The sequence below is a fragment of the Faecalicoccus sp. genome (assembly GCF_036552745.1).
Lineage (GTDB): Bacteria > Bacillota_I > Bacilli_A > Erysipelotrichales > Erysipelotrichaceae > Faecalicoccus.
In genome coordinates this window covers 1-8,692 of sequence record NZ_JAXKBY010000127.1, presented here as the reverse complement: position 1 = coordinate 8,692, position 8,692 = coordinate 1, and the positions used below count along the sequence as shown (strand labels likewise).

8 protein-coding genes and 1 pseudogene are annotated in these 8,692 nt (G+C 39.4%); 1 reads left to right on the top strand and 8 read right to left on the bottom strand.

Annotated features, from left to right (window positions below; all coding sequences use genetic code 11):
- The 5 genes and pseudogenes from U0M88_RS06310 to fmt form a co-directional block, all read right to left on the bottom strand.
- Positions 1 to 628, bottom strand: a pseudogene (locus U0M88_RS06310) (polyribonucleotide nucleotidyltransferase); the annotation flags it as partial.
- 68 nt (positions 629 to 696) lie between these two features.
- A complete protein-coding gene (gene rpsO / locus U0M88_RS06305) occupies positions 697 to 963 on the bottom strand; it encodes a 30S ribosomal protein S15 (RefSeq protein ID WP_117445387.1) in 267 nt (88 codons plus the stop codon).
- 88 nt (positions 964 to 1,051) lie between these two features.
- On the bottom strand, positions 1,052 to 2,134 hold the full coding sequence (gene hemW, locus U0M88_RS06300; RefSeq protein ID WP_331869257.1) for a radical SAM family heme chaperone HemW: 1,083 nt from the start codon (positions 2,132 to 2,134) through the stop codon (positions 1,052 to 1,054).
- Complete coding sequence (lepA, locus tag U0M88_RS06295) at positions 2,134 to 3,936, bottom strand: translation elongation factor 4 (RefSeq protein WP_117445389.1); 1,803 nt, start codon at positions 3,934 to 3,936, stop codon at positions 2,134 to 2,136. The genes hemW and lepA overlap by 1 nt, the downstream gene beginning before the upstream one ends.
- An 11-nt stretch (positions 3,937 to 3,947) precedes the next feature.
- On the bottom strand, positions 3,948 to 4,880 hold the full coding sequence (fmt, locus tag U0M88_RS06290) for a methionyl-tRNA formyltransferase (protein WP_331869256.1): 933 nt from the start codon (positions 4,878 to 4,880) through the stop codon (positions 3,948 to 3,950).
- A gap of 110 nt (positions 4,881 to 4,990) precedes the next feature.
- On the opposite strand from fmt, the gene rpsT reads away from it, so the two are divergent.
- Positions 4,991 to 5,254 carry a 30S ribosomal protein S20 gene (rpsT, locus tag U0M88_RS06285; RefSeq protein ID WP_022789105.1) on the top strand — a complete coding sequence of 88 codons (264 nt, stop codon included), beginning with the start codon at positions 4,991 to 4,993 and terminating at the stop codon, positions 5,252 to 5,254.
- A gap of 30 nt (positions 5,255 to 5,284) precedes the next feature.
- Here rpsT and holA read toward each other — a convergent pair whose 3' ends face one another.
- The 3 genes from holA to U0M88_RS06270 form a co-directional block, all read right to left on the bottom strand.
- On the bottom strand, positions 5,285 to 6,214 hold the full coding sequence (holA, locus tag U0M88_RS06280; RefSeq protein ID WP_331869255.1) for a DNA polymerase III subunit delta: 930 nt from the start codon (positions 6,212 to 6,214) through the stop codon (positions 5,285 to 5,287).
- Positions 6,215 to 6,216: 2 nt separating this feature from the next.
- Positions 6,217 to 7,929 carry a ComEC/Rec2 family competence protein gene (locus tag U0M88_RS06275; protein WP_331869254.1) on the bottom strand — a complete coding sequence of 571 codons (1,713 nt, stop codon included), beginning with the start codon at positions 7,927 to 7,929 and terminating at the stop codon, positions 6,217 to 6,219.
- A gap of 212 nt (positions 7,930 to 8,141) precedes the next feature.
- Entirely contained in the window at positions 8,142 to 8,621 is a 480-nt protein-coding gene (locus U0M88_RS06270; RefSeq protein WP_331869253.1) for a ComEA family DNA-binding protein, read from the bottom strand.
- Positions 8,622 to 8,692: the final 71 nt, after the last annotated feature.

Below are 8,692 nucleotides of genomic sequence, written 5' to 3'. Positions count from 1 at the left end.
GTTCATGTCCAAACATCAATGCCTGTAACATATCTTCTTCACTGACCTCTTTGGCCCCGGCTTCCACCATGTTCAAAGCCTGACTGGTACCGGCAACCGTTAGATCGATATCGCTGGCAGCTGCCTGTTCAACGGTTGGGTTACAAATCAGTTCCCCGTTGACACGACCGACTTTTACACCGGCAATCGGGCCGTTAAATGGAATATCACTGATGCACAAGGCAAGGCTGGCACCAAACATAGCCGACATTTCCGGTGAATAATCCTGATCCACACTTAAAACCGTATTCACGACCTGTACTTCATTACGGAATCCTTCCGCAAACAAAGGACGAATCGGACGGTCGATCATACGAGCCGTTAAAGTCGCGTGCTCACTGGGACGTCCTTCTCTTCGTAAAAAACCTCCCGGTATCTTCCCTACGGAGTATAACTTTTCTTCAAAACTTACTGTTAGCGGAAAGAAATCGATTCCTTCCTTTGCCTGATTCGATGCACAAGCGGTTGATAACGTAACGGTATCTCCGTAACGCACGATGACAGCACCATCTGCCTGCTTGGCAATCTCACCAGTTTCCACTGTGATCCCCCGACCACAGAAATCCAAATGAAACTCTTGTTTCGCCATATTTTACCTCTCTTTATACCGATTGTTAGTGTAACATAATCGGACAACAAAAAAAAGTAATCTTTCGATTACTTTCTCAGACCTAAACGAGCGATCAAAGATTTATAACGTTCCAAATCTTTGTTCTTCAAATATGCCAACATATTTTTACGACGACCAACCATTTTCATCAAACCTCTTTGAGAATGATAATCATGTTTGTGTTCCTTGAAGTGTTCTGTCAAACGGTTGATCTGTGCTGTCAATACCGCAATCTGAACTTCCGGAGAACCTGTATCTCCTTCATGTGTGGCGTATTCTTTCATAATAGCCTGTTTTTCTGCTTTTAATAACATCTTTTTCTTCCTCCTGTATTGTGTTCTAATGATCCAGGAATAAGGTCGGAAGTCTCCTTGTTCTTAGACCAAAAGCACAAATACTATATCAATTTACATCGAGGAAATCAACTAAAATCGTATTTAAAATCTCCATTCCCTTTGGTGTCGGTTTTAAATACGGTTTTTCATAAACAAGATATTCCGGCATGTATTTTCGTAATACATTTTGATAGATCGTATGAAAATCCTTTTGATACTTTTTTTGCCATTGGTCAACATTTAATCCAAAACTCGTTCGCAATGCCATCATGATCGCATCAAAAGCATTGTCCTCTTCCAAATAAACAGGATTGGGGCCTTCTTTTAAATACGTCTGCATATCCTTTGTATTTTCATACAACAACCCATTTTCTTTACCGGATGCACCACAGCCAATACCATAAAAATCCTGATCCGACCAATAATGAAGATTATGTCGAGAATAGGCTTTCTCTTTGGCAAAGCTGCTGATTTCATAATGTTCAAATCCATGTTCAATACACGCCGAAACGATGGTTTCATACATATCCGCTTCCAAATCTTCATCACAGGGCATAATATGCCGTTTTCCAAAAACAGAATTTTCTTCAATCTGTAAAGAATAGATGGAAAGATGCGTTATATCTAAGGCAAACGCATGGGCCAGATCCTCTTTCACATCCTCTAAAGTCTGATTTGGTAAAGCATAGATCAAATCAATGGAAATATTGTGGATACCGGCTTTATTAAAATAAGAAATCGCATCATAGACTTGTTTTATAGAATGTGTTCGACCAATATCCTGCAGCCTTGTATTCGAAAACGTCTGAACGCCAAGACTGATTCGATTAACACCCAGCTTCTGATACAAAGCCGCCTGTTCCGGTGTCACATACTCTGGATTGCACTCAACTGTCCATTCATAATTGTTATCTAAATACGGTTTGAAGAAAGAAGCCAGTTTGATAAACGAAGACTCTGAAAGAGAGTTTGGTGTTCCTCCTCCGAAATATAACGTCTTTAAATGTGATATAGATTTTGAATGAACTTCTTTTTGAATCTGATCCAACCATGGATCTATTCTGTTTTCATCGTAGATCCAGCGACAAAATGCACAGTAATAGCAAATGCTCCTACAAAACGGAACATGGACATAACATGCATCCGCCATTATTGATCATCCATAGAAAGAACAGCCATGAAAGCTTCCTGAGGAATTTCTACCGATCCCACTTTCTTCATACGCTTCTTTCCTTCTTTCTGTTTTTCCAACAATTTCTTTTTACGAGAGATATCCCCACCATAACACTTGGCTAATACATTCTTACGCAACGCTTTGATATTGGTACGGGCAATAATCTTTCCGCCAATAGCTGCCTGTACCGGAATTTCAAACTGCTGCTTAGGAATGATGTCTTTTAATTTGATGGTCATCGCATTGCCACGATTATAGGCAAAATCCTTAAACACGATCGTACTTAAGGCATCGATGATTTGTCCGTTCAATAAGATATCCATTTTTACTAAAGCACTTGTTTTATAACCACTGAAATGATAATCCAGACTGGCATAACCCTTAGTATATGATTTCATTTTGTCAAAGAAATCATAGATGATTTCACTTAAAGGTAATTCATAGACCATGTTCATGCGAAGATCATCAATCACCTGCAGATCGATGTATTCTCCTCGTTTTTTCTGACATAAATCCATCATGGCACCTACATAATCCTTTGGTACCATAATTTCAGCGCGTACATAAGGCTCTTCAATATGATCGATATTTTGTGTCGGCGGTAAAGCAGCAGGGTTATCGATTTCCAACATCGTTCCATCCGTTTTATACACATGATAAATTACGGAAGGTGATGTAGCAATCAAATCCAAATTGTATTCTCTTTCCAATCGCTCTTCAACCACATCCATGTGTAAAAGTCCTAAAAAGCCACAGCGGAAGCCAAAGCCTAAAGCCTGGGATGTCTCCGGCTCAAAACGCAAAGAAGCATCATTTAACTTTAATTTGGATAAAGCTTCTTTTAGATCATCATAACGAGCATTATCCACCGGGTAGAGTCCACAATAAACCATTGGATTCATTTCACGATACCCATGCAAAGCCACTTCACAAGGTTGTTCCACTTTGGTAATCGTATCACCGACACGTACATCCTCGATATTTTTGATGGCTGCACTCACCCAACCGACTTCACCGGTCACAAGTTCAGATTTAATAACTTCCTTAGGTGTTCGAACACCAACATCGATGACCTCATATTCAGCGCCAGTTGCCATAAAACGAATCTTATCTTTCGGTTTGATGGTTCCATTTTTGACACTGATAAAGGCAATAACACCACGATAAGAATCATAAAGGCTGTCAAAGACCAGGGCTTGAAGCGGTGCATCTTTATCACCTTTGGGTGCCGGTAACTTATGCACAATCTGCTCCAGTACCTGATCGACATGTAAGCCGGATTTAGCACTGATCTCTACCGCATCGCTGCAATCTAAACCGATGAGATTTTCAATTTCCTCTTTGACAACATCTGGTTGTGCGCTGGGAAGATCGACTTTATTTAAAACCGGTAAAATCTCAAGATCGTTTTCTAAAGCCAGATAGACATTAGCCAAGGTTTGTGCCTGTACCCCCTGAGCCGCATCAACGACAAGCACAGCACCATCACAGGCAGCTAAAGAACGAGAAACCTCATAGCTGAAATCGACATGGCCCGGTGTATCGATCAAATGAAAAACATAGTCCTGTCCATCTTTGGCATGATAAATCAGCTGAACCGCATTCAATTTGATTGTAATACCTCTTTCTCTTTCCAGATCCATAGAATCTAAGATCTGATCCTTCATCTCTCTTTTTTCCACAGTATCTGTTAATTCCAAAATACGATCGGCCAATGTAGATTTGCCATGGTCGATATGTGCAATAATTGAAAAATTTCGTATATTCTTCTGATCCATTTCACCACTCCTTAACTGACGCGTTTCCCTTTTAGATTTTGTCCTTGTCCATTGGCAAAATCCAGACCGGAAACAACCGGTTTTCCTTCCATTTGGCACTCCAAAATGATCAAAATGCCATGGTGAAGACTTAAACCAAAGCCTTGATCCACTTTTCCCAACCAAACAAAAGGATCCTTAACTTCCTGTTGTTTATAATCTACTTTATAAATCTTAAACTTCTTGTGATTGACTTCAATGTAGCCTCCCGGCGCATGCGATAAAGCATTGATCTGACAAAGAATGGCTTCATCATCTTTGGAAAGATCGATCTTTTCATCTTCTTTTTCAATCTTGGCCGCAAAGGTTACCAATGATTCATCTTGTTCCACATAGTGTGCATCCTTAGAACAAATCGCATCATAATCTCTTATCAACAAGCGACTGGCCGCCAATGCCATCTTTTCAAATAAGCTGGACGATGTTTCCATTGGCTCAATCACGATTTCTTCGGTATCAAAAACCGGTCCGGCATCCATAGCCGAAACCATCTTCATCAAAGACATGCCAGTCTTTTTTTCGCCATCCCAGATGGCCCTTTGAATCGGCGCTGCCCCTCGATATTTTGGCAATAAAGAACCATGAAGATTCACACAACCATAAACCGGTGCTTCTAAGATCACATCCGGTACGATTTGTCCAAATGCACAAGTCACGATCAGTTCCGGCTTGGCATCCAAAACAGCCTGATACTCCTCTTTGATGCGATATGGCTGGAACACAGGAATGTCATGATGCAAAGCACATTCCTTAACCGGCGAATAAGTAACCTTCTGCTTACGACCTACCTTTCGATCCGGCTGTGTCACCACCAGTACGATATCGATACCAGCTTCTATCATATTTTCTAATACAGTACAGGCGATTTGCGGGGTTCCCATAAAAACGGTACGTACTTTTTTCATATCCATTCCTCCAATCTTGGCTATTATACCCTATTTTTTTGAACTTGTGTTGCATTAAGAACAATATTTTGTTATAATTCAAAAGCAATTTAAGTCAGGAGGTGCAAGCCATGCCACAAATTAAATCGCAAAAGAAACGTGTTAAAACAAATAACAAAGCGCACAAATTAGTTGTATCCAAAAAAACGGCTTTAAAAACTTCCATTAAAAAAGTTTTAGCTGCTGTAGAAGCTCAGGATAAAGAAGCAGCAGTTGCCGCATACAACGAATGTTGTTCAAAGCTTGATAAAGCTGTCGCTAAAGGCGTACATCATAAGAACTATGCCAGCCGACAGAAATCACGTTTGGCTACAGCTATCAACCATATTCAGTAAAAAAAGTTTCCGCTTGGGAAACTCTTTTTTTTACATCCATTTTAAGATCATGTTCTCAAAACCTTCATCCTTATCGATACGCCCCATTTTCATTTCCTGATCCAATGTAGCCAAGGTTTCTAACTGATCCAATAATTCCTCACTGGTAAAAGACTGCGCCTTTTTCATATTGATCTGCACCCGATAAGGATGCGCCTTTAAAAACGAAGCGATTTCTTCTTTTGTCATCGCCTGATCCATGCAAACTCGAACCTGAAATAAAAAGCGAACTTGTGATGCCAACAATCCGATGATTGCTACCGGCTCCATATTCTGTTTTCGAAAGTTTCGATAAAAAGCTAATAAACGAACCCCGTTTTTGGAAAACAGCGCATCTACCATCTTAAAAACATCGTTGACCGGCTCCGGCGTAACCAATGCTTGTACATCTTCTAAATGAATCACATCTCCATAAGTTTTTAATTTATAGATCTCTGAGTCAATTCGCATCGCATCCAGGCCGACTCTTTGACAAAACCATCGTAAAGCATCCGCATCCATATGTAGCTGTTCTTTCTTGATATGCTCCTGAATATAGCTTCTCTGGCTTTGTTCATCTAAGGCAATACAACTATACACCGTGGAAATTTCCATCAACTGTTTTACTGCTTTTTTTCTTTGATCCAGCTTGGCGCTTTCACAGATCAAAACAAGTACATAGCCATCTTCCCCATTTCTTTTTAAAAACGGTTCAATGTCATAATGCGTGGTATTTTTCGAAGACAGGAAAGTGCAATGCTCCAGACAGATCATCTTAGCCTCATCAAAGATAGAAATGCTGTCCATCTCCTGCAGGACTTCCTCCTGTGTTTGCACCAGTGCATCCAAACGTATGATATTTTGAATCTTATGCTTTCTTTTAATCACATCTACCTTTTGATGAATACGATTAGTATCATCACCAAATACGATATAGAACATATTTAAATCACCGAACCAATTATACCAAAAATATGATTCCCTGTTTGAAAAAAATGTAAACCATGAAAGCTGGAAATTTGTATCATCCCTACATCTGCAGTATTCAGTGCATCAATCCCTGCTTCCTGTAAGCTATTGAGTACCTCAAGATCAGGATGTCCGTATCGATTCCCTTTTCCGGAAGAGATCAAAGCAAGTTGAGGATGCACGTGATGCAAAAAGTCTGGTAGAGAACTGGTTTTAGAGCCATGATGTCCTACTTTTAGAATATCCGCTTCTAGATTCGGATATTGGTGAAGCAACTGTTTCTCAATCGTTCTTGAAGCATCGCCCATCCATAAATAGGTCTGATCATCATAAATAAAATAAGAGATGATACTTTTATCGTTTTCTTCTTTCGCATCACGATTTTCCAACAGTGAATAAAACGGATAGGAGACATTGATCTTTTGAAAAGGCTGTGTAATGATCGTATCAATCTGTAAATGCTCCTTTAACGTTTCAATACCGCCGATATGATCAAAGTCTTCATGCGTCAAAATAACCGTATCAATTCTGTTGATATGCTTCTTTTGAAGATATGGCAATACTACTTTTTCCATATTGTCCGGATGCATGATATTTTCTCCACAGTCAATCAATACGGCTGATCGCAAAAAAGGTTCTGTGATCAAAGTGCAGTCCGCCTGTCCGATGGAAAAGACCGTCACTCTAAAGAAAGGATCACAATACGGTAAAACAAAAGGCGTCAGTATCGTGATGACGGATAATAGCACAGTTATTCTCTGTTTGTGATAAAAGAGCAATCCAAAACAGGCGGATAACCATATCAATAAAAATAAGAGACCGGCATCATAAAACCACGTAATCGAAGGAAGTGCATTCGCAAACGCAGTCCAGTATGTTGAAATATCCACAGCCGGAAACCACAATCCAACACATGCCAGCAATAATACGATACCGCTCCATTTACGTAACCAGCTAAAACAAAGAAAGCTGAATCCATCCATCTCTTGAAAGTATAAAAATGAAAGTCCGAATAAGAGAAGCTTTCGTACCAACCATCTTTGTACTGAGCCTGAACACAAAACGACTGTCAATGAAAACAAAGACGGAAGAACAAAGGCAAAGGAAAGTGCTTTTTGCGGCATCAAAAGTAGAAATAAAAAGGTCGTACAGGCAAATTGATATTCCCATTCCTTAAAGAAATAACGAGAAATCTTTTGGCAAATATAGCGACATAAAGAAGCTGTAAAAACAAACAGCAAACCACAGAAGAGTCCTATCAAAATCATGAATAGAGTTATCCCTGAAGATGATACAAACCGTTTTAAAGCTTTCTCTACAGAATAGAGCAAAGACATCAATGGAAGCGATAAGCGCATGATTAAATCCGGTGTATCTTCCTTATAAATGCCATATAAAAATCCTTGTAAAGACGAAGAATGATGACGAATAAAACGATATACATCACTGCGTAAAGACCTTCCCTTTTGAACCAGAGAATCTTTATGAACAATTCCCTGATAATAAATATCGGACGTCTGAAGATACTGTTCAAAGGAAAATAACGAAAGATTATTCAAGGAATGCACACGTTTAAATTCTTTTATATCGTATTGATCACCATAATCTGCATCTTGAAGATCATATAAGAGAATCTTTGTTGTAGAATCCGAGGCAATCGCATAATTAGTCTTTATTTCTTCTATCACATACGTATCAGGTTTTGGTATTGTCGGCCGCATAGGATAAAAGCACAAAGAAACTAAACATACCATTATCCAAAGTACAAGGATACCCAAATACTTTGTATTGGTTGCACAAAACAAAAACAAACCACACACAAAGAGAATAAGTAGAAAGTATATATCCTTTATTGCCAACGACAGCCAGAAACCAACCGCAAGAAAGAACATATTCCTTTTCATAGCGAAATCTGATCCTTGATGGCTTCAAACAGTTTGGGCCCAATTCCTTTGACGTTCATGATTTCTTCCAGCGTAGAAAACGGCTTTTCTTGACGATAGGCAATGATACGATCGGCCATGGCCGGACCGATTCTATGCAGGCGGCAAAGTTCTTCCTTGGAAGCAGAGTTTATCGAGATTAAATGCGCTGTTTCTTTTGAAGATGGAATCATGATCGTACTGTCCGGTTCCACAATTTCTAACAATGTCAAATTTTGTACGTCTGCTGCCTTGGTAAGTCCGCCTGCTTCCTCAATGAGATCTTGTATTGTAGCTTCCCACTTGATAGAATAAATCCCTGGTTTGTTGACTTCTCCTTTTATCTCTGCTTTCTTGATCGTTGGTGCGACTAAATCCAAAGAAACCGGCTGATATCGATTCCAGTACGCAAAACAGAGACAAAACACAAATAACAAAAAAAGAAGAGTTCTTTTCATAATATATCACCCTTCTTTTATATACGTATAAAATTTCGCTAAATTCAACTAAAAAGTTGATGATTCAACAT